Raw genomic sequence first — 18,269 nt, 5'->3', positions numbered from 1 at the left:
CGCTTCGTGTTCGGTGAAGCGATGAGTCCTGGACGTCGGCCACCAAGACGCGGCGGTGCAGGGTGACGGATATGCAGATGCCCGCCGTCCCAGCTCGTCCGAGCGCGGCCCGCGTGCGCGCCCTGGCCCGGAGTCACTATGTTGATGGCCCGTGACCATGCTGGTGATGACGGGGACCGGGACCGGGGTCGGCAAGACGATCACCACGGCGGCGATCGCGGCCGTGGCGGTGGCCGGGGGGCAGCGGGTGGCCGTGCTGAAGCCGGCCCAGACCGGGGTGCGCCCCGACGAGCCCGGCGACCTCCAGGACGTCGTCCGCCTCGCCGGGCCCGACGTCACCACCCGTGAGCTGCGCCGCTACCCGGACCCGTTGTCGCCGGAGGCCGCGGCCCGCCGCAGCGGCCTTCCGGCGCTCGACCCCGGGGAAATCGCCCAGGCGGCGGCAGACCTGGACACCGGGCACGACCTCACCCTGATCGAAGGCGCGGGCGGGCTGCTGGTGCGCTTCGACGGCGCCGGCGCCAGCCTCGCCGACGTCGCCTGGTCGCTCGGCTCGCTGGTGATCATCGTGGCCGAGGCGGGCCTCGGCACGCTCAACACGACCGCGCTCACCGCCGAGGTCGCCTTGAAACGCGGGCTCACGGTCGCCGGGGTGATCATCGGCGCCTGGCCGGCCGAGCCGGACCTCGCGGCGCTGTCCAACCTCGAAGACCTGCCGGTCGCGGCGGGCGCGCCGCTGCTCGGCGTGCTGCCCGCCGGGCTCGGCACGGCGTCCCGCGAGGAGTTCCTGGCCGCGGCGCGGGCGGGGCTCTCGCCGTGGTTCGGCGGCGAATTCGACCCCGAGCATTTCGCCGGGTGCGCTTCCGCGGAGAAGTGACCTGCGTCGCTGTCGCCCCGAGGTGCCTTCGTGCACGATGAGGGACGCTTCCCCCACGACCAAGGAGACACCTTGACCGCAGCCCCGGACACCGATGTGCTCGCCTTCGCGCGCGAGCAGGTCCTCGAAAACGGCGTCGGCCTCGGTGAACAGCAGGTCCTCGACGTGCTCCGGCTGCCGGACGACCGGCAGCCCGACCTCCTCGCCCTGGCGCACGAGGTGCGGATGCGCTGGTGCGGGCCCGAGGTCGAGGTCGAGGGCATCATCAGCCTCAAGACCGGCGGCTGCCCGGAGGACTGCCACTTCTGCTCCCAGTCCGGCCGCTTCCCGACTCCGGTGCGGTCGGCGTGGCTCGACATCCCGAACCTGGTCAAGGCCGCCCGGCAGACCGCCGAGACCGGCGCGACGGAGTTCTGCATCGTCGCCGCCGTCCGCGGCCCGGACCAGCGGCTCCTCACGCAGGTCCGCGAAGGTGTTCGCGCCATCCGCGAGGACGGCAACGACATCCAGATCGCGTGTTCCCTCGGCATGCTGACGCAGGAGCAGGTCGACGAGCTGGTCGACATGGGCGTGCACCGCTACAACCACAACCTCGAGACGGCGCGCTCGCACTTCCCGTCGGTCGTCACGACGCACACCTGGGAAGAGCGCTGGGACACGCTGCGAATGGTCGCCGAGGCGGGCATGGAGGTCTGCTGCGGCGGCATCATCGGCATGGGGGAGACGGTCGAGCAGCGCGCGGAGTTCGCGGTGCAGCTGGCCGAGCTGAACCCGCACGAGGTGCCGATGAACTTCCTCATCCCGCAGCCGGGCACGCCGTACGAGCACTACGAGATCGTCGAAGGCCGCGACGCCCTGCGGACGGTCGCCGCGTTCCGGCTCGCGATGCCGCGCACGATGCTGCGCTTCGCCGGCGGCCGCGAGCTGACCCTCGGCGACCTCGGCGCGGAGCAGGGCATGCTGGGCGGGATCAACGCGATCATCGTCGGCAACTACCTGACCAACCTGGGCCGCCCGGCTTCGGCGGACCTGGAGATGCTGGACGAGCTCAAGATGCCCATCAAGGCCCTCAGTGACAGCCTCTGACGCTTCGGTTTCCGCGTCGTACTGCGTCCACTGTGGACAGGCGTCGCCGGGTGGCGCGGACCACCCGGCGTGCCACAACGCGCGGACGGCGCTGGAACCACCGCGGTACTGCGCGTTCTGCGCGCGCCGGCTGGTGGTCCAGGTCAGCCCGCTCGGCTGGACGGCCCGCTGCAGCCGCCACGGCGAGACGGCGAGCGGCTGACGGTTCACCGCCGCGGCGAAGTCCCTCGGCTTGGGGTCGCAGCCGCCCCTCGCCAGGACCGCCGATCCGGCCGGGCTTCCGCGCTCGACACGACCGTCGGCTGACGGCGTTCGCCGACCGACCGGTTACCCTCGGTCGCAACGTGTCCCAGGAGGGAGTCCGGGTGAGTGAGTCGTCGGGGCCCGCGCACCGGCCGTCGGCCGTGGCCGGGCCGTGGTCGGTGCCCGTGCTGTTCCGGGAACGGCGGCCCCGGGTGGTCGTCAAGGCCGACCTGCTGCCCGCCGTGAGCGTGCTCGGCACCCTCAGCCTGCTGAGCTTCCCGCTCGCCTTCGCGTGGTCGCGGCTCGCGCCACCGGAGCGGGTGCGCGTCATCGCCGCCGACGGCACCCAGGGCGCCCTGGAGCTGGAGAGCTGGCACCGCTTCGACGACCTGGCGATCTTCGGCTTCCTCACCCTCGGGCTCGGGATCGTCGTCGGCGTCGTCGTCTGGCTGCTGCGCGAACGGCGCGGACCGGTCGTGTTCCTCGCCGCGGTGCTCGGCGTCGCGCTCGCGAGCACGCTGGCCATGCTGCTCGGCGTCGGCTGGGCGAACAGCCACTACGCCATCTCCAGCCCACCCGCGCTCGGTTCGGTGATCGAGCTGGCGCCGCGCCTGGAGTCGTGGTGGGTGCTGCTCACCGGCCCGCTGGGCGTGTCGGTCGCCTACAGCCTGCTGGCCACCTGGAGCGGGCGCGACGACCTGGGCCGCCGCCTCGGCTAAGCGACTTCCCCTAGGCTGGTGACCTCGACCACAGGGGTCGGCTACAGGGGGGTTTCACGAGTGACCGAGGACATCGAGGTCTCGCGGCACAACGCCGTCCGCTTTCCCGGCATCAGCCCGCGCGCCTACGAGCACCCGGTGGACCGCGGCGCGCTCGCCACCCTGCGCGCGGTGCCCGGCTTCGCCCAGGTCGTCAAGGCCGTTTCGGGGTTCTACAACGAGCGCGGCGAGCGGCTGATGGCCCTCGCGTCGTCGATCCGCGTCGGTCCCAAGCAGTACCCGGAGCTCGACCGGCTCCGCCACGAATGCGCCGAGACGCTGGACCTGCCGGCGGTGCCGAACCTGTTCGTCTACCAGGATCCGCGGATCCAGGCGGAGGCGGTCGGCATGGACGAGCCGTTCCTCCGGGTCAGCACCGGGCTCGTCGAGCTGATGAGCCTCGATTCGCTGCGGTTCGTGCTCGGGCACGAGATGGGGCACGTGCTGTCCGGGCACGCGGTCTACCGCACGATCATGGTGCGCCTGATCGGCCTGCAGCTGGCGATGTCGTGGACGCCGGTCAGCGCGCTCGGCATCCGCGCGATCGTCGCGGCGCTGCGCGAGTGGATCCGCAAGGCCGAGCTGTCGTGCGACCGGGCCGGGCTGTTGTGCAGCCAGGACCCGACTGCGGCGCTGCGCGCCCAGATCCAGGTCGCGGGCGGGATCGACCCGGCGCGCATCGACGTCCCGTCGTTCCTGCAGCAGGCCGCCGAGTACGAATCGGTCGAGGACGTCCGCGACAGCTTGCTCAAGCTCAAGTTCGTCGAGACCGAGTCGCACCCGTTCGCGGTGGTCCGCGCGGCGCAGCTGCAGCGGTGGGCGGCGTCGGAGGAGTACCGCGCGATCCTGGCGGGCGACTACCCCCGCCGCGACGACGACGCGCCGACGTCGGACTGGAAGGACGACCTGAAGTCGGCGGCCAAGTCGTACAAGGACTCGTGGAACACGTCGGCGGACCCGCTGACGAAGGTGTTCAGCGACGTCGGCGAAGCGGTCTCCGGCGCGGCGGGCAAGGTGTGGAACAAGTTCGGCGGCAACGGCAACGGGGAACGCGCCTGAGCCGCGTCAGTTCAGGCTGGCCGGGCGGCTCAGATCGGTGAGCTCGCCCGGCGGCAGCGGCACCGCCCCGAGCTTGTCCAGGAACCCCGCTTCCCGCGTCAGCAGGCGGCAGGCGATGCGGAGCCGGCGCAGCGGGTTGCGTTCCTCCAGCAGCCGCTGGCGGTCTTCCAGGGGCAGCAGGCAGTCCGCGGCCAGTGCGTACGCCAGTTCGCCGATGTCGGTCGCGGCGTCCGGGGTGTTCCAGTCGTCGCTGCGCCACGCCGTCTCGCAGTACCGCTGGTGTGCCGAGCGCGCGACCGTCGCCAGGCGCTCCACCATGTCGCCCGACGGGGCGACCGGGTCGTCGTCGACCCACTCCACCGACGCGATCAGGTACGGCGCGGACACACAGTCGAGGTCGCGCAGCCGGAAGCGGCGCAGGGCCTGCGTCACGACGTCGAAACGGCCGTCCGGCAGGCGTTTCGCCTCGCGCAGCACCGTGCTGCAGCCGATCTCGTACAATTGGTCCAGACCACGGACCTCGCGGGTCAGTGACGAGCGCAGCGCGACCACGCCGAATTCGCGGCCTGGCACGGTGCCGCTGACCAGATCCGCCGTCAGCTGCCGGTACCGCGGTTCGAAGATGTGCAGCGGGAGCCGGGTGCCGGGCAGCAGCACGGTCTGGAGCGGGAACAACGGCAGGATCGTCGTTGTCGCGTCACTTTCCGATTCCGGCTCGGTCACGCGTCAACGGTAAGGGGAGAACGGCCTTTCCGCAGCACGGTGATACTGGGGCCCCGCCACCCGAACCCCCGGAAACAGCGGTGATCACCGGTTCGGCGGCCGGAACACGGCGAACGGATCGGTGATCTGCATGCCCTTGCCGGCGAACGAGAACAACGCCGCGGGACGGCCGCCCGCGCGGCCCGGCGGCGCCGTGCGTCCCGTCGGGACCAGCAGGCCGCGCCGGGACAGCACCCGCTGCAGGTTCGTCGCCGACACCTTGTAGCCCAGCGCGGCCGAGTACAGCCCGCGCAGCGCCGAGACCGTGAACTCCTCCGGCGCGAGGGCGAACCCGAGGTTCGTGTAGCAGAGCTTCGACCGCAGCCGGTCGCGGGCGCGCAGCACGATCGCCTCGTGGTCGAACGCCGTGCGCGGCAGCTTCGCGACGTCGTGCCACTCGGTGTCCTCGGGCACCTCGGGGTCGACGTCGGAGGGGACCAGGCCGAGGAACGCCGTCGCGACGACGCGCGGCCCCGGCACCCGGTGCGGGTCGCTGAACACCGCGAGCTGCTCGACGTGCTTGAGCTGCCGGACGTCCACCTTCTCGGCGAGCTGGCGCCGGATCGACGTCTCGACGTCCTCGTCCGGGCGTAGCCGGCCGCCGGGCAAGGACCAGCGGCCGAGGTGCGGGTCGAGCGCGCGCCGCCACAACAGCACCCGGAGTGTGTCCGAGCGCACTTGCAGGACCGCTCCCAAAACCTCGTGGGCCAGGGGGGTCTGGGTGTTAAGATGACTTCGCACGGTTTTCGATTATAAGGCGAAAACCGGAGACAGGTCCAGGAGGGCCCGATGACCAGCACGTTGGTTCCGGAAGGTCTCACCCCGTTCGGCGGGGTCGAGGCGAACGCGGCCTGGGCGGAGGAGGTGCGGCGCCTGGCGAAGCAACGCGACGCGGTGCTGCTCGCGCACAACTACCAGGTCCCGGAGATCCAGGACATCGCCGACCACACCGGCGACTCGCTCGCGCTCAGCCGCATCGCGGCGAGCAGCGACGCGTCCACCATCGTCTTCTGCGGCGTGCACTTCATGGCCGAGACCGCGAAGATCCTCGCGCCGGAGAAGACCGTCCTGATCCCGGACGCGCGGGCCGGCTGCTCGCTCGCCGACTCCATCACCGGCGAGCAGCTGCGTGCCTGGAAGGCCGAGCACCCGGGCGCGGTGGTCGTCTCCTACGTCAACACCACGGCCGAGGTGAAGGCCGAGACCGACATCTGCTGCACATCGTCGAACGCGGTCGACGTCGTCGCCTCCATCCCCGCTGACCAGGAAGTTCTCTTCCTGCCGGACCAGTTCCTGGGCGCGCACGTCAAGCGCGTCACCGGCCGGGAGAACATCCACATCTGGGCCGGGGAGTGCCACGTCCACGCCGGGATCAACGGCGCCGAGCTGGCCGAGCGCGCGGCCGAGAACCCGGACGCCGACCTGTTCATCCACCCCGAGTGCGGCTGTGCGACGTCGGCGCTCTACCTGGCGGGCGAAGGCGCCGTGGCGCCGGAGCGGGTCAAGATCCTCTCGACCGGCGACATGGTCCACGAGGCCCGCGACACCAAGGCCAAGACCGTCCTGGTGGCCACCGAGATCGGCATGATCCACCAGCTGCGCAAGGCCGCGCCGGACATCGACTTCCGCGCGGTGAACGACCGCGCGTCCTGCCGGTACATGAAGATGATCACGCCCGCCGCCCTGCTGCGGTGCCTGCGCGAGGGTCTCGACGAGGTCCACGTCGACGTCGAAACGGCCGCCCGTGCCCGCGCCTCGGTGCGGCGGATGATCGAGATCGGGCAGCCTGGCGGCGGCGAATGACCGCGCCGGTTAATGACCCACAGGCGAAAACCCCGGTTTGGGAAGCCCGCGCGGACCTGGTCGTGATCGGCAGCGGCGTCGCGGGCCTGACCGCGGCGCTGCGGGCGCAGGCCCTCGGGCTGCACGTCCTGGTGGTCACCAAGGCGGCCGTCGCGGACGGCAACACCCGCTGGGCCCAGGGCGGCGTCGCCGTGGTCCTGGAAAACGAGCACGACCTCGACGACTCGGTGGCCAAGCACGCGGAGGACACCATCACCGCGGGCGCCGGGCTGTGCGACGAGGTCGCGGCGCGATCGATCCTCGACGGCGGGCCCGCCGCGGTCGCCCGGCTCCGCGCGGACGGGGCGACGTTCGACTCTTCCGGGGACGGTGTGCTCGCGCGGACCCGCGAGGGCGGGCACAGCGCGTTCCGCGTCATCCACGCGGGCGGCGACGCGACCGGCGCCGAGGTCGAGCGCGCCCTGGTCGCGCAGGCCGGGCAGGCACGGGTGCCGGTGCTGGAGCACCACCTCGCCGTCGACGCGCTGCGCACGCCCGGCGGCCGCGTCGCCGGAGTCACGGTGCTCGACCGCCACGGCGTGCCCGGCGTCGTCCGGGCCTCGGCCGTGCTGCTGGCCAGCGGCGGGATCGGGCAGCTCTACCAGGCGACGTCGAACCCGGAGATCGCCACCGGCGACGGGCTCGCGCTCGCGCTGCGCGCCGGGGCGACCGTCGCGGACATCGAGTTCGTCCAGTTCCACCCGACCGTGCTCTACACGCCGGGGGCGCGCGGCCGCTGCCCGCTGGTCACCGAGGCGGTGCGCGGCGAGGGCGCGACCCTGGTCGACGGCGCCGGCCTGCCGGTGATGCGCGGCGTGCACCCGCTCGGCGACCTCGCCCCGCGTGACGTCGTCTCGGCGGCGATCACCCGCCGGATGGCGACGGCGCCGGGTGGCGTCGACGACCACGTCTTCCTCGACGCGACCGGGATCGCCGGGTTCGCCCAGCGGTTCCCGACGGTGTTCGCCGCCTGCGGGGTGCTGGGCCTCGACCCCGCGTCGGACCCGATCCCGGTGACCCCGGCGGCGCACTTCTCCTGCGGTGGCGTGGTGACCACTGTGGACGGACGCTCGTCGGTGCCGGGACTGTACGCCGCCGGCGAGGTCGCGCGGACCGGCCTGCACGGCGCGAACCGGCTGGCCTCCAACAGCTTGCTCGAAGGGCTGGTCGTCGGGCAGCGCGTCGCGGAGGCCGTCGCGGCGGATCTGGCGGCGGGGCTGCTGGCCGACCCGGCACGCGGGAGGCTGCCGTCGTGGACCACCGCGCGCGCCGCCGAGCGTGACTCGCTGCAGCGGGTGATGAGCCGGTACGCGGCGATCGGCCGCGACGCCGACGGGCTCGCGGCGGCCGGTTCGGCGCTCGACCTGTCCGTCGAGGACAGTACTTTGTGGACACACGCGGCGGTGGAGGACGCGGCGCTGACCGTGGTGGCGCAGGCGTTGCTCGCCGCGGCCGTCCGGCGCACCGAGTCGCGCGGGTGCCACGTGCGGACCGACTTCCCGTCGCCGTCCGAAAGCTGGCGGCGCAGCCAGCACATCCGGCTCAGCCCGTCCGGTCAGCCGGTGCTGGCCGACCCGATCCCCCTGGAGGGCGTGGCATGACGTTCCCGATCTCCGAGCCGGTCCGCCGCCTGATCGCGGCTTCGGGCCTCGACGTCGACGACGTCACGCGCGTGGTCACGACGGCGCTGGGCGAGGACCTGCGGTACGGGCCCGACGCGACGACGGCGTCGACCGTGCCTGCTTCCGCCGTCGCGGTCGCCGAGCTGACCCCGCGCGTCGGCGGCGTGGTCGCCGGGCTGCCGGTGGCGCTCGCGGTGTTCGACATGGTGCTGGGCCAGGAATACGAAGTCCTGGCCGGGCGCGAGGACGGCGACCGGCTCGTCGCGGGGGAGCCCGCGCTGGTGCTGCGCGGCCCGGTCCGCGGGCTGCTCACCGCCGAGCGCACGGCGCTGAACCTGCTCTGCCACCTCTCCGGCGTCGCCACCGCGACCGCCGCCTGGGTGTCCGAAGTGGACGGTACCGGCTGCGCGATCCGGGACTCCCGCAAGACGTTGCCGGGCCTGCGGCTGCTCCAGAAGTACGCCGTCCGCTGCGGCGGCGGGACCAACCACCGGCTCGGGCTGGGCGACGCGGTGCTGATCAAGGACAACCACGTCGTCGCCGCGGGTTCGGTCACCGCGGCGCTGGCCGCGGCCCGGGCGCACGCGCCGGAACTGCCCTGCGAAGTGGAGGTCGACTCGCTGGCGCAGCTGGAGGAGGCGCTGGCCGCCGCGGCCGACGAGGTGCTGCTGGACAACTTCACGCCGGAGGAGTGCCGCCGCGCGGTCGCGCGCCGCGACGAGGTTTCCCCGAAGACGCGGCTGGAATCCTCTGGTGGGCTCACCCTCGACCGTGGTAGGGCCTACGCCGAGTCCGGTGTGGACTATCTGTCGGTCGGCGGGCTGACTCACTCTTCGCCCGCGCTGGATCTCGGCATGGACCTTCGCTGAACGGCCGTTCCCGGCTAGACTGACGGTGGCGGAAGTCCTTTTCCGCCACCGGCTTTCGGGTTTCGGCGTTCGGGAGGATCGGGTGCGGTTTCCGGCGGCGCTCGCGGTCGCGGGCCTGGTGGCGCTCGGCCTGCCTGTGTCCGCTGCCGCCGCCCCGCAGGCGCAGTGCGCGAACCCGTCCGGCACCTACAGCGGCGCCGTCCCGTGGGGGCAGCGGCTGGTCGACCCGGCGCGGCTCTGGCCGCTGACCAGGGGCGACGGCCAGCTGGTGGCCGTGCTCGGCACCGGCGTCGACGGGCGGAACAGCCAGTTCGCGCCCGGGCAGCTCGAAGGCGGCGCCGGCACCGAGCGGACCGACTGCGACGGCCGCGGCACGATCGCGGCCGGGATTGTCGGCGCGCAACCGGATCCGTCGACGACGTTCGCCGGCGTCGCGCCCGGCGCGCACCTGCTGCCGATCCGCTACCTGAACGGCTCGTCGTCCGACGGCGGCGATCCCGGCGCGCTGGCCGGGGCGATCGACACGGCGGTGAACCGGCACGCGGGCGTCATCCTCGTCGCCGTCCCCGCGGCGTTCGACAGCCCGGCGCTGTCCGAAGCGGTGACGCGGGCGCGTTCGGCGGGCGCGGTCGTCGTCTCGGCGGCGTCGGCGACCCAGCAGGGCGCGCGGACGTATCCGACGGCGACGTCCGGCGTCCTGGCCGTCGGCTCGGTGAACCCCGCGGGCGAGCCGGTGCAGACCGAAGCGGGGGACCACGTCGGCGTCGCCGCTCCGGGTGCGGAGCTGGTCAGCACGTCGGCCGGGGCGAACGGCGCGGTCGCGCACCGCTGGCCGGTCACCGACCCCGGGCTCGCGGCGGCGTACGTCGCCGGGGTCGCGGCGCTGGTCCGCGCGTACCACCCGGGGCTGACCGGCGACCAGGTCGTCACCCGGCTGACGCTCACCGCGCACCGCCCGCCCTCCGGCGGCCACGACCCGCGGCTGGGCTGGGGAGTCCTGGACGCCTACGCGGCGGTGTCCTCGACCCTGCCGGCGGACGTCTCGCCACCGGGCGCCGTTCCTGCCGCGGTCCCGGTGCCCGCGGTGGTCCCGGCGGCGGCCCCGGCCCGCCGTCCGTCCGACGTCACGGCCGGCACGATCGCCCTGGCCGGCGTCGCCCTGGCGGCGGCCGCCGGCGTGACGGTCGCCGCGGTCCGCCGGGCCCGCCGCCGTCACTGGCGCCCCTCCCGCTTCACCGCCTAAGCCGTGATGCCCCTTCAATCACGTGAGTTACGCGCCCAATCACGCGAGTTACGGGCCTGATCACGCGAGTTCGGCGTACCGGAACGGCGAACTCGCGTACCTGGACGGACGACTCGCGTACCCAGACGGACGACTCGCGTACCTGGAGGGTCGGTTCACGTGATCAGAGCCGTGACTCGCGTGATCAGAGCCGTGACTCGCGTGATTGGAGCCGGATCTCGTGTGATTGAACGCGGATCTCGCGTGATTGGCGGGGACGCGGTCAGGCGGGGAGGGGGCGGGTGGAGCCGATGATCGCCACCGCCTGGCCTGACCGGGCCACGTGGACCGTGAAGTCCGCGCCCTCCCGGGTGAAGCGGGTGATCTGTTCGCGGGAGGTGCTGCGGTCGTGGGGCTGCCAGCCCTGGCCGGTCAGGGCCGGCAGGATCTCGGTCAGGCGGCGGTCCGGCTCGTCCGGGTGCTCCAGGCGGACGCCGTACTGGTGGCACCGCAGGTGGCCGGGCCGGGTGGGGTCGCAGTCGAGCTCGCCGTTCACCGTCCGGTCCGCCGGCACGCCGAACGCCGCCGCGACGGTGTCGATCACGTCCGTCAGCTCGCCCGCCAGGCGATCCAGCTCGGGGCTCATCGCAGCACACCCCCGTCCGTGAGCACGCGGTAGATGTTCGTCCAGGACTCCGAACCCGGCTTCAGCACGTCATTGTGCGACGACAAGCCCCACTGGAGATCCCCGGAAGCGTCCCGGCCGGTCGGCAGCTCGGCGACGCCCGGGAAGGTGTCCGGGTCCGCGCCGTGCCCGATGCCGGTCCACTCCAGGCCCCACGCGTTGCCCTGCGCGACGACGATCGGGTCGAGCGGCGCCGTCATCGAGAACCGCTGGACGCCGGCCTGGCTGGCCGGCAGGTCGGCCGGCGACCACACGCCGTGGCCCATGCCGGCCGACTCGACGTGCAGGACGCGGTCGACGTCGAGGCCGTGCGCCTCGGCGAGCCCGACCGTCGCGCCGCCGTAGCTGTGCCCGACCGCGGTGAGCGTGACGTCCGGGCCCGCGTGGCTCGCGATCTCGCCGCGCAGGTCGTCGGCGAAGGTCTTCAGGTCCGGCGCCATCGCCCGCGCGTAGCTCGCGTCCGGCCCCTGCGCCACCGGGTTCTGCGGGAAGACGCCGTCGGCCCAGACGACCATCGCGGTGCGCCCGGCCGGGTCCGCGGCGACTAGGCTGCGCCCGAGACCGGCGTAGGCGTCGAAGTTCGCCATCTGCGTGTTGACGCCGGGCACGAACAGCCCGACGTTCCGCGTCCCCGGCTCGATGTGCCCGACCAGCTCGGCGATCCGGCCGTTGCCCGCCGGGTCGAACCGCAGGATCTGCCGGTCGTTCGCGAGGATGTCTTCGTACAGCTTGATCCGCGCGTGCGATCGCGCGATCTCGTCGGCGTCGGTCAACGCAGCCAGCCGTAAACGCTCGGCGGTCAGCGCGTCGGCGACCTTCACGCGGTTGTCCGCGATCGCGTGCGCCCACGCGCCGGTGTCGGCCGCGCCGCCGACACCGGCCGGGTTTCCCGCGCGGGGCAAGGGATCCTCGGGCAGCAACGCCCGGTACATCGCGGCAACCTGCGCGTCGGCCCGGCGATAGCCCGCCGCCGACGCGGTCAGACCGTTTTGGATCGTCCGCAGCCGGGACACGTGCGACTCGAGCTTCGCACCCAGCTCCGTCATGGTCTTCTCGAACGTCTTCGCCGCGGCGGCGGACTCACTCACCTGGCCGAAAGCCGCGGCCGGCACCTTCTCGCCCGCCACCGCGGACCGCGCGGCGCCCAACGCATCGGCCCGGGAGCCGGATTCCCCGGCCACCGCGTCGAGGCGGGCCGGGGCCACGCGATATCCGGCAGCCGTCACGGCCCGCCTCCGTTCCTCGAGTTGATCAGTAGGCGTCCGGCTCTTCGCCGATCACCGGGGGCGCGACCGGCGCCGACTGGCCCCAGACGTTCTCCGTCTCCACCAGCCATGCCGGGATCCGCCGCCCCGAGCCCATGTCGCCACCGCCGCCCATGCCCATCGGCATCATGGGCATCATCGGCATCGCGCCCTTGGCCGCCGCCGCGCCCGCGGCTCCGGCCGCACCGCCGGCGAGCCCGCTCAGCGCGTTGCCCGCGCCGCCGTCGCCGGCCAGGCCGGAGTGCGCCGCCGGGACCTCGCCGGGACCGGTCAGGCCGCCGCCTATCGGGACACCGCCACCGCCACCGCCGAGCGAAGGGGCGTCACCGCCGCCGATCGGGATGCCGCCCCCGGCCCCGCCTTCGACGCCGGCGCCGCCACCGCCGAGCTTCGTGCCCGGCGGCTCTTCCTTCTTCTCCTTGGGGTCCTTGCCGGTGGCCCACGACGGCACCTTCGGCATGATCGAGCCGAACCGGCCGAACGCGGCGGCCGAGGCCGCGGCGAGCCCGGCGGTGAACATGTCGCCGAACAGCGGGTTCGACGTCGGCACGGTCGTCCCCGGCTGCTGCGTCGAGCCGCCACCGGGAAGCGGGTGCCCGTCGACCGGGGTGACGACCACGCCGGGCTCGGTCAGGCCGTTGCCGACCAGCCCGGGCGAGCCCGAGCTTCCCGCGCCGCCGCCACCGCCGGCGGGCGGGGCCGGCGGCGGCTGGACGGCGTTGGGCGACGCCGGGATCGACTCTTCCGCGGTGGTGTACTCGCCCGCCAGCTCGGTCATCACCACGATCGCCCGCCCGTGCGCGGACCCGGCGGCGTTCGCGGCGGACTGCTGCGCCTCGACGTTCGCGATGGCCTGCTGACGCTGCTGCGCCGCGGCCTGGACGACGGCGGGCGAAGCGTCCGGCGGCAGCAGCGGCGGGTTCACCGCGAGCGCGACGTCGGCGGGGGAGACGTCCGGCACCGAGACGGGCGGCGGCATCTCCTTCTTGGCCTTCACCAGCGCGTCGGCGGCGTCGCCGAGCAGCACGTTCATCGCCTCGGCGGTCTGCGCCACCTTCGAGATGCCGTTCGCCAGGTCGATGATCATCCGCTGGTACATGTCGGCCGCGCCGCCGGTCCACTCGTCCTTGAACTCGATCAGCTCCGCGTTCAGGTCGTGGGCCTGGTCGTGCAGGTGCAGCGCGGCGGACTTCCACTTGTCGGCGGCGTGCCGCGCGCTGTTCGGGTCGCCCGCCTGAAGCATCGCGTACAGCTGCGGGTGGCTGTACGCGGCGAAGTTCGTGTGCGCGGTGTTGGTCATCCCTTGCGGCTCCCGTTCGTGTCACCGGGCCCCAGCAGGCCGAGCACCGGGTCGAGCAGGCCGGTGAGGGCCCCCGAGCTGTGCAGGTCACCGGCCACCGACTGGTCGGCGTTCTGGTAGCCGTCGGCGACCGTGGTGGTGACGTCCTGCGCGAACCCGATCGCGCCGCGGACCTGGTCGAGCAGGCCCTGCATCTCCGAGACGGCGGCGCGGTGGGCGTCCGCCAGCGACCCGGCCTCGCCGAACTCGCCGAACAACAGCGGCTCCTCGCCGAGGGTGAGCAGGAAGTCGTTCGGTTTCGACATCGCGTGGATCTGGGTCTCCAGCTCCCGCACGAAGTCCTTCAGCGATTCCAGGTGGACGTAGTACGACTGGTCGTGCATCGGGTCCCGGCTCTCTGGTCGCGAGGCGGACGGGGGAAAGCCGGTCGGCCGGTGCGAGCGGGGGGTTCCCGCACCGGCCGACCGACGTCTTGACGCGGATCAGCCCGCGAACAGCCCCTGGTTGCGGTTTTCCAGCGACTGCTGGAGGTCGTGGGCCTCGCCGACCTTGCCGCCGAACTGCGCGATGATCGCGACGATGTCCGCGGTGGCCTGGCGGAGCCGAGTCTCGGCCTGGCGGGCCGCGTCACCGGCGGAGCTGCCGGAGGCGTACCAGGTCGCGGTGATGGGCTGCAGGTTCTGGTGCAGCTGCTCCAGCTGCGAGGTGAGCGCCTTGGCCTTCGCGGCCAGGGATGCCGAGCTGTGCTGCAGCGCGGCGAAGTTGATTTCGACGACGTCGGCCATGGTGGGCGTCCTCTCGGGTCAGGGGTTGAGGCGGGGGAGCACGCCCGAGCCCTCGAGGGTGTTGCCGACCCCCTGGAAGCTCTGGTGGACGTCGGCGTCGCCGCGGCCGTAGTTCGCGTGGCTGGTGTGCACGAGCTGCGACATGGTGTCGAGCTCCTTGACCGCCGCGGTCATCTTCTCCTGGAGCCGCCGCTGGAGGTCCCAGAACGCCACGGCCTGGTCACCCTTGTAGTTGCGCAGCGCCTCGGTCAGCTCGGACTCCAAGCTGGCCATCGTGGACTTGGCGTTCGTCGCGGTTTCCTCGAAACCCTGGACGGCGCGCGTCATGGCAGCGGAATCTGCCTGGAATCCCGGACTGGACATCGACGGGCCACCTCCTTCCTGAAGCGAAATTCCCCTGGCGCGGTGGTCCGCGCGTGTGAAAGTCACGCTAGGAAAGAGGCCTGTTCGGTCAAACGGCACAACTGCCGGTCGCACTGACGGCACTATTACCCACAGTGGATCGGTAGGGACCGCCCCACCTCCGGACGGGGGCGTGCTCCAGTGCCGGCGCACGGCTCCCGCGCCAGGCTGTATGCCATGGCAGACAAGGGAAATCCGCTGGTCGCGCTCCGCGCGTGGCACCGCCCGCTGGTGGTGCTCGCCGGGGTGATGGGGCTGCTGTGCGCGGCGTCGCTGCTCGGGCTCGTCCTCGATGATCGCACGCTCGTCAACGCGCCGATCTGGCTCAAGCCGTTCAAGTTCTCGGTTTCGGTCGGCACCTACGCGCTGACGCTGGCCTGGCTGCTGACGCTCGTGCGCCGCGGCCGCCGGGCGGGCTGGTGGTTCGGGACGGCCTTCGCCGCCGGCATCGGCGTCGACGTCGCGCTGATCGTGGCGCAGATGATCTTCCGCGGCCACACCCTGCACTTCAACAAGGCGACGCCGGCGGACGTCGCGATCAACAACGTCGTCGCCGGTGGCGCGTACGCGGCGTGGCTGATGACTGCCGCGGTGGTGGTTTTGCTGCTGTTCCAGCGCCTGCCGGACCGCGCGCTGAACTCGGCGTTGCGCTGGGGCACGACGCTGGCGCTCGCCGGGATGGCCGTCGCGATGCTGATGTTCTCACCGAGCCCGGCGCAGCAGGCGGTGCGCGACGCGGGTGGCAAGCCGCCGACGTTCGGCGCGCACTCCGTCGGCGTCGAGGATGGCGGTCCCGGGCTGCCGGTGCTCGGCTGGAGCACCGTCGGCGGGGACCTGCGGATCCCGCACTTCGCCGGCATCCACGGCCTGCAGGTGCTCCCGCTGGTCGCGTTCGGGCTCCTCCTGCTCGCCCGCCGGTACCCGGTGCTCGGCTCCGACGTCGTCCGCCGCCGGCTGGTCCGGACCACGGGCGCGGGCTACGCCGGGCTGATCGTGCTGCTCACCTGGCAGGCCCAGCGTGGTCAGCCGCTCGTGCACCCGGACTTCTGGACGCTGACGGCCGCCGCCGCGCTGGTCGCGGCGGTCGTGGTCGCGGGCACCCTGTCCGTGCGGCCGGTGGCTTCTGCCGAAATTCTGAGATCCGCCCGGTAGACCGGGAGGCCCCGGGCGAAAGGCGGTCGAGAGATGGTCTACCCGCAGGCACTGCTGGAAGAGCTGGAACGCGCCCCGGGCGTGCCCGCCTTCGAGCACGGTTCGCGGCGCACCACCCGCGGCGAGCTGGCGGAACTGATCGGCCGGTTCGTCGCCGGCCTGCGGGCGGCCGGGCTGGGGCCGGGCGACGGCGTCGCGGTCGCCACCGGCGTCACGCCGGAAGGGTTCGCCGCGATCATCGCCGCGCAGGTGCTCGGCTGCCGGGTCGTCGGGGTGCGGCCGGGGCTGCCGGTGCCGCAGCTGCGGCACGTCGTCGGCGACGTCGCCGCGCTGGTCGTCGACGAGGCGTCCGAATCACCGGAGCTGCTCGGCACGGTCGCCGGCTCGCCGATCCTGCGGATCGGGCCGGAACTGCTGGCCAGGTACGAAGAACCGGTCCCGTGCGGACGCCCCGGCGACATCGCGACGGTCGTGTTCACCAGCGGCAGCACCGGCGTCCCGAAGGGCGTCGCCTTCAGCTACCGCGCCCTGACCGAGGGCCGGGTGTGGCGGCCGCCGGTCCCCGGCTCGGCCCACGAGCGGCTCGGCGCGGGGTTCGGGCGGTTCCTGCTGTTCGGCACGCTCGCCAGCGCGGTGATGCTCGAAGAACTGGCGCTGTGCCTGTTCGCGGGCGGCACCGCGGTGATCCCGGAAGAACTGCCGGACTTCCCGTGGGTGCTGCCGAAGCTGCGGATCACCGCGGCGCTGATGACGGTGCCCCGGCTGCACCAGGTCCTGGACGTGCTGCGCACCGAGGACGTCGACCTGAGCGGGCTGCGGACGCTGATCGTGGCCGGCTCGCCGGTCCCGCCGCACAAGCTGGCCGAGGCGTTCGAGCGGATCGGGCCGGCGATGCACCACGCGTACGGGCAGACCGAGACCGGGATGCTGACGGTGTGCGGCGCGGGCGAGGGCATCGGATCCGTCGGAAAGGCCTGCGACACGGTCGAAATCGAGGTCCGTGACCCCTCGGGCGCGCCGCTGCCGGCCGGCTCGGAAGGCGAGATCTGGGTCCGCACGCCGTCGGCGCTGGCCGGGTACTGGCGCGACGAATCCACTACGGCGGCTGTCCTGCGCGACGGCTGGGTGCGCACGCAGGACCTCGGGCACCTCGACGACGCCGGGTACCTGCACCTGTCCGGGCGCGCGCGTGACGTCGTGATCGTCAACGCGATCATCCACTACACCGGCCCGATCGAGCGGGCCATCGCGGCCTGCGCGGACGTCGACCAGGCGTACGTCGTGGCGGTGCCGGACGAGCGGACGGGCGAGGCGGCGCACGCCTTCGTCGTCCCGGTGCCGGGACGCGAACCGGACCTCGCCGCGGTGCGCAAGGCGGTGGCGGCGGAGCTGGGGGAGACGGCGGTGCCGGCGCGGTTCAGCTTCGTGGGCGCGGTCCCCGTCGCCCCTTCGGGAAAGCCGGACAAGGCGGCGCTGCGGAAGTCCATTGTGGACCAGGAGCGGGGTCGTGAGTGAGCTGACCCTGTTTCTCACTCACGACCCCGGCACCGCGGTTCAGACGCCGGTGGTGGTGCGGATCCAGCTGCGGCTCGACGCGATGCTCGCGTAGTTCTGCGTGCCCTGCGGGTTCGAACCGGAGTTGCTCCCCGTCGAGCACACCCCGACCTGGACGCCGTTGTAGAGCTGCGGACCGCCCGAGTCGCCGTGCCACGCGGAGCCGTCGACACCCCGGCTGGCGATCGCCGTGCCGCCGTAGGCGTCCGAGCTGAGGCCCGTCACGCGCACGTTGGCGGTCTTGAGGGTGCTCGACGGCGGGCTGGTGCCCTGCGTGCGGCCCCAGCCGTAGATCTGGTTGGTCGACCCGGTGGGCGGGTTGCCGGTGCCGAGCTTCATGTACGTCGTGTTCACCGCCGTCGTCAGGTGCAGCAGCGCGATGTCGCCGTTGGGCGACGCCTTCTGCTGGTCGACGTTGGCGTTCGTGCCCTGCTGCAGCGTCACGTTGCCGACCTTGACGTGCATGCCCGGCGAGTTCAGGCAGTGCCGGGCGGTGAGCACCCACTGCGGGGCGATGATCGTCCCCGAGCACTCGAAGCCGCCGTATGTGGTCACGTTGTTCCAGTAGATCTGGGCGCCCCACGGCGCGGACGAGACGGTGGTCCCGCCGATGATGTCCTGCTGAGCGTCCGCGACTCCCGCTGAGACCATGCTCAGCGCCGCGGCGACGCCCACCGCGGCCACAGCCCTCGACATTCGCATGAAAATGCCCTTCGGCCAAGGTGATCCGGATATCCGTCCCAAACGGGACGACGAGCCCACGCTAGGAGCCGTGAAGGATTTTCG

The 18,269-nt window shown here is 72.8% G+C and carries 20 protein-coding genes; 11 read left to right on the top strand and 9 right to left on the bottom strand.

Annotated elements, in window-relative coordinates:
* Positions 1-151 precede the first annotated feature (151 nt).
* The 5 genes from bioD (at position 152) to AB0M82_RS32640 (ending at position 4,023) form a co-directional block, all read left to right on the top strand.
* A complete protein-coding gene (gene bioD, locus AB0M82_RS32660; protein WP_364730217.1) occupies positions 152-877 on the top strand; it encodes a dethiobiotin synthase in 726 nt (241 codons plus the stop codon).
* 72 nt (positions 878-949) lie between these two features.
* A complete protein-coding gene (gene bioB / locus AB0M82_RS32655) occupies positions 950-1,963 on the top strand; it encodes a biotin synthase BioB (protein WP_364730215.1) in 1,014 nt (337 codons plus the stop codon).
* Entirely contained in the window at positions 1,950-2,165 is a 216-nt protein-coding gene (locus tag AB0M82_RS32650; protein WP_364730212.1) for a hypothetical protein, read from the top strand. The genes bioB and AB0M82_RS32650 overlap by 14 nt, the downstream gene beginning before the upstream one ends.
* A 163-nt stretch (positions 2,166-2,328) precedes the next feature.
* Positions 2,329-2,925 carry a DUF2567 domain-containing protein gene (locus AB0M82_RS32645; protein ID WP_364730209.1) on the top strand — a complete coding sequence of 199 codons (597 nt, stop codon included), beginning with the start codon at positions 2,329-2,331 and terminating at the stop codon, positions 2,923-2,925.
* 60 nt (positions 2,926-2,985) lie between these two features.
* Positions 2,986-4,023 carry a M48 family metallopeptidase gene (locus AB0M82_RS32640; protein WP_364730206.1) on the top strand — a complete coding sequence of 346 codons (1,038 nt, stop codon included), beginning with the start codon at positions 2,986-2,988 and terminating at the stop codon, positions 4,021-4,023.
* A 6-nt stretch (positions 4,024-4,029) separates the two neighbouring features.
* On the opposite strand, the gene AB0M82_RS32635 is transcribed toward AB0M82_RS32640, so the two are convergent.
* Both AB0M82_RS32635 and AB0M82_RS32630 read right to left on the bottom strand, forming a co-directional pair.
* Entirely contained in the window at positions 4,030-4,746 is a 717-nt protein-coding gene (locus AB0M82_RS32635; RefSeq protein WP_364730203.1) for an LON peptidase substrate-binding domain-containing protein, read from the bottom strand.
* 84 nt (positions 4,747-4,830) lie between these two features.
* On the bottom strand, positions 4,831-5,463 hold the full coding sequence (locus AB0M82_RS32630; protein WP_364730201.1) for an NUDIX domain-containing protein: 633 nt from the start codon (positions 5,461-5,463) through the stop codon (positions 4,831-4,833).
* A gap of 111 nt (positions 5,464-5,574) precedes the next feature.
* Here AB0M82_RS32630 and nadA point away from each other — a divergent pair, with 111 nt between their 5' ends.
* The 4 genes from nadA (at position 5,575) to AB0M82_RS32610 (ending at position 10,361) form a co-directional block, all read left to right on the top strand.
* Positions 5,575-6,588 carry a quinolinate synthase NadA gene (nadA, locus tag AB0M82_RS32625; protein WP_364730199.1) on the top strand — a complete coding sequence of 338 codons (1,014 nt, stop codon included), beginning with the start codon at positions 5,575-5,577 and terminating at the stop codon, positions 6,586-6,588.
* On the top strand, positions 6,585-8,228 hold the full coding sequence (locus AB0M82_RS32620; protein WP_364730196.1) for an L-aspartate oxidase: 1,644 nt from the start codon (positions 6,585-6,587) through the stop codon (positions 8,226-8,228). Before nadA ends, AB0M82_RS32620 begins: the two co-directional genes overlap by 4 nt.
* Positions 8,225-9,118 carry a carboxylating nicotinate-nucleotide diphosphorylase gene (gene nadC, locus AB0M82_RS32615; RefSeq protein ID WP_364730193.1) on the top strand — a complete coding sequence of 298 codons (894 nt, stop codon included), beginning with the start codon at positions 8,225-8,227 and terminating at the stop codon, positions 9,116-9,118. Before AB0M82_RS32620 ends, nadC begins: the two co-directional genes overlap by 4 nt.
* A gap of 82 nt (positions 9,119-9,200) precedes the next feature.
* Positions 9,201-10,361 carry a S8 family serine peptidase gene (locus AB0M82_RS32610; RefSeq protein WP_364730190.1) on the top strand — a complete coding sequence of 387 codons (1,161 nt, stop codon included), beginning with the start codon at positions 9,201-9,203 and terminating at the stop codon, positions 10,359-10,361.
* A gap of 262 nt (positions 10,362-10,623) precedes the next feature.
* Here the strand turns inward: AB0M82_RS32610 and AB0M82_RS32605 are convergent, their stop codons facing one another.
* The 6 genes from AB0M82_RS32605 to AB0M82_RS32580 form a co-directional block, all read right to left on the bottom strand.
* The gene (locus tag AB0M82_RS32605) at positions 10,624-10,986 is read right to left on the bottom strand and encodes a hypothetical protein (RefSeq protein WP_364730187.1); all 363 of its coding nucleotides are present in this window, start codon (positions 10,984-10,986) and stop codon (positions 10,624-10,626) included.
* Complete coding sequence (locus AB0M82_RS32600; RefSeq protein ID WP_364730184.1) at positions 10,983-12,251, bottom strand: alpha/beta hydrolase; 1,269 nt, start codon at positions 12,249-12,251, stop codon at positions 10,983-10,985. Before AB0M82_RS32600 ends, AB0M82_RS32605 begins: the two co-directional genes overlap by 4 nt.
* Positions 12,252-12,276: 25 nt before the next feature.
* Positions 12,277-13,590, bottom strand: coding sequence for a WXG100 family type VII secretion target (locus AB0M82_RS32595; protein ID WP_364730181.1), 1,314 nt, complete (start codon positions 13,588-13,590; stop codon positions 12,277-12,279).
* Positions 13,587-13,973: a hypothetical protein gene (locus AB0M82_RS32590; protein ID WP_364730179.1), complete on the bottom strand. Its 387-nt coding sequence runs from the start codon at positions 13,971-13,973 to the stop codon at positions 13,587-13,589. Before AB0M82_RS32590 ends, AB0M82_RS32595 begins: the two co-directional genes overlap by 4 nt.
* A gap of 99 nt (positions 13,974-14,072) precedes the next feature.
* The gene (locus tag AB0M82_RS32585) at positions 14,073-14,375 is read right to left on the bottom strand and encodes a hypothetical protein (protein WP_003057455.1); all 303 of its coding nucleotides are present in this window, start codon (positions 14,373-14,375) and stop codon (positions 14,073-14,075) included.
* A gap of 18 nt (positions 14,376-14,393) precedes the next feature.
* Positions 14,394-14,738, bottom strand: coding sequence for a WXG100 family type VII secretion target (locus AB0M82_RS32580; RefSeq protein ID WP_143264192.1), 345 nt, complete (start codon positions 14,736-14,738; stop codon positions 14,394-14,396).
* 216 nt (positions 14,739-14,954) lie between these two features.
* Between AB0M82_RS32580 and AB0M82_RS32575 the strand changes: the two genes are divergently transcribed.
* Together AB0M82_RS32575 and AB0M82_RS32570 are read left to right on the top strand one after the other, a co-directional pair.
* A complete protein-coding gene (locus AB0M82_RS32575) occupies positions 14,955-15,929 on the top strand; it encodes a hypothetical protein (protein ID WP_364730176.1) in 975 nt (324 codons plus the stop codon).
* Between the two features lie 33 nt (positions 15,930-15,962).
* Positions 15,963-17,444, top strand: coding sequence for a long-chain fatty acid--CoA ligase (locus tag AB0M82_RS32570; protein WP_364730173.1), 1,482 nt, complete (start codon positions 15,963-15,965; stop codon positions 17,442-17,444).
* A gap of 39 nt (positions 17,445-17,483) precedes the next feature.
* On the opposite strand, the gene AB0M82_RS32565 is transcribed toward AB0M82_RS32570, so the two are convergent.
* Positions 17,484-18,179: a trypsin-like serine protease gene (locus tag AB0M82_RS32565; RefSeq protein WP_364730170.1), complete on the bottom strand. Its 696-nt coding sequence runs from the start codon at positions 18,177-18,179 to the stop codon at positions 17,484-17,486.
* Positions 18,180-18,269: the final 90 nt, after the last annotated feature.

This window comes from Amycolatopsis sp. NPDC051128 (assembly GCF_040682715.1).
In the GTDB taxonomy this organism is placed as follows: Bacteria; Actinomycetota; Actinomycetes; order Mycobacteriales; family Pseudonocardiaceae; genus Amycolatopsis.
This window is presented reverse-complemented; position numbering and strand designations above follow the sequence as displayed.